2 protein-coding genes are annotated in these 2,048 nt (G+C 66.0%); both read left to right on the plus strand.

Annotation, left to right across the window (positions count from 1 at the left end; genetic code table 11):
• On the plus strand, positions 1–598 hold a 598-nt coding region (locus tag ACZM96_RS10825), incomplete at its 5' end, for a tetratricopeptide repeat protein (RefSeq protein WP_489489067.1).
• Between the two features lie 27 nt (positions 599–625).
• Positions 626–2,048, plus strand: a 1,423-nt coding sequence (locus tag ACZM96_RS10830) for a sigma 54-interacting transcriptional regulator (protein ID WP_489489068.1), incomplete at its 3' end; no start/stop codon positions are given.

The raw sequence follows: 2,048 nt of genomic DNA on the forward strand, positions 1-2,048 counted from the left end.
AGCCGCGCCCCTCTGGAACTTCGTGCTCACTCACGCCCGCAAAATCGCCGCCGGCGTGGTGGTCGTGGTGCTGGTCATTCTCTGCGTGGCCGGCTGGCAGAGGTATCGCGAAGAACAGGTGAAGGACGCCCGTCAGGCCCTCGGCCGCGTCATTTCCATTCAGGATCCGGCGCGCCGCGTCGCCGCCCTCGAAACCTTCCTCAAGGATGCGCCTTCCGCCGTGCGCGCCGCCGCCGATCTCGAACTTGCCGCCTCCGCCGTGCAGACCGGCGACTGGGACAAGGCCGCTTCCGCCTACGCCCGCGTGGCCGAAGCCGACGGCGACACTCCCCTTGCCTTCGCCGCCCGCCTGAACCACGCTCAGGTGCTCATGCACAAGGGCGATTTCGCCGCCGCCCGCGATGGATTCAAGAAGCTCGCCGCTTCCGCTCCCGCCGAGGCCGTGCCCGTGATCCGCCAGCAGGAAGCCGAAGCCGCCGTAGCCGCCGGCGACAAGGCCGGAGCCGTGGCCGCCTACGAAGCCGCCGTCGCCGCCCTGCCCCCCACCGACCAGGAGTCCGCCGCGTTCTTCCGTTCCCGCATTGCTTCTCTCAAATAACGCCGTTCCGACTGTCGGAGTGCTTTCATGCTGCATCATTCCAATAACGCTGCCAATCAGGATGTCAGCCCCTGGCTGGAAACCCTGCGCCTCATGGCCAGCGAAATGGGGCCCAAACGCCCCTTCCAGACCAGTCTGACCTCTCTGCTGCGCAAGCTTTCCGAACGTCACGGTTTTCTGCGTCCGCACCTCGTGCTCTTCGATCCCGAAACCGGCATGCTGCGCCTCAGCCTCGCCGACACCCAGCCCAGAGCCAATCACGCCAACTACGCCCCCGGGGTGGGCGTCACCGGACAGGTCTTCGCCACCGGCCGCTCCGTGATCGTGGAAAAACTCAAGGGCGATTCCCTCTTCCTCAGCCTGCTCTTCGAGCGCACCGACGAGGAAATGGAACGCCTCTCCTTCATTTCCGTGCCCATTCTCGCGCCCGCGGGCGACGGTCCGCTTTCGGCGCGCGAGGTCATCGGCACCCTCAACGCCGACACCGAATTCATTTCCCGCGAAGACCTCGAAAAACGCCGCGTCTTCATGGAAGTGGTGGCCGCGCTCATCGCCAACGAAGCCGCCTATCTTCAGGAAGAACTCAGCCGTCAGCGCCGCCTCCCCGGACGCATCGCCAACGATCTCGCGAACGAAGACGCCAGATCCGATTCCGCGTTCATTGCGCAGTCGAAGGTCATGCGCAACATTCTGGAACAGGCCGCCCACATCGCGCCGGGGCGCGCGCCCGTGCTGCTGTGCGGCGAGCCCGGCGTGGGCAAGGAACGTCTTGCCACGCGCATTCACGCCTTCAGTCCGCGCAGCGACGTGCCGCTTGTCGTGTGCCACTGCGCGGCCCTTCCGCCGGAACGGCTTCAGATTGAGCTGTGCGGCTATCAGAAGGGAGCGTTTCTCGGGGCCATGCAGACGCAGAAAGGTCTCTTTGAACAGGCCAACACGGGCACCATCTTCCTCGACGCCGTGGAAGCCCTCACGCCCGCCGCGCAGGACAGTCTGCTGCGCCTGCTCAAGGAACACACCGTGCTGCGCCAGGGCGGCGAAGATCCCGTGCCCGTGGACGTGCGCGTCATTGCGGCCACGAGCGCCCAGCTCGACACGCTGGTGGAACAGGGACGCTTTTCCGCCGAGCTGTACGCCCGGCTCAACATGTGCTCGCTGCACATTCCGCCGCTGCGCGAGCGCCGCGAAGACATCGTGCCGCTGGTGGAGCATCTGCTGCTGCGCAACGCCGACTATCACACGGAAAAAATCAAGCGCATTTCCTATCCGGCGCTGGAACTGCTCACCCGGTACTTCTGGCCGGGCAACGTTTCGGAACTCACGAGCTGCCTTCAGCGCGCGGCCCAGTACTGCGAAGACGGCGTGATCCGCGCCGGAGACCTGCCGCCCTCGCTCCAGACCGCCGAAAGCACGGCCACCGAAGTCGGACTCTCCCTCGGCGACGCCGTGA

The organism is Mailhella sp., from assembly GCF_057866825.1.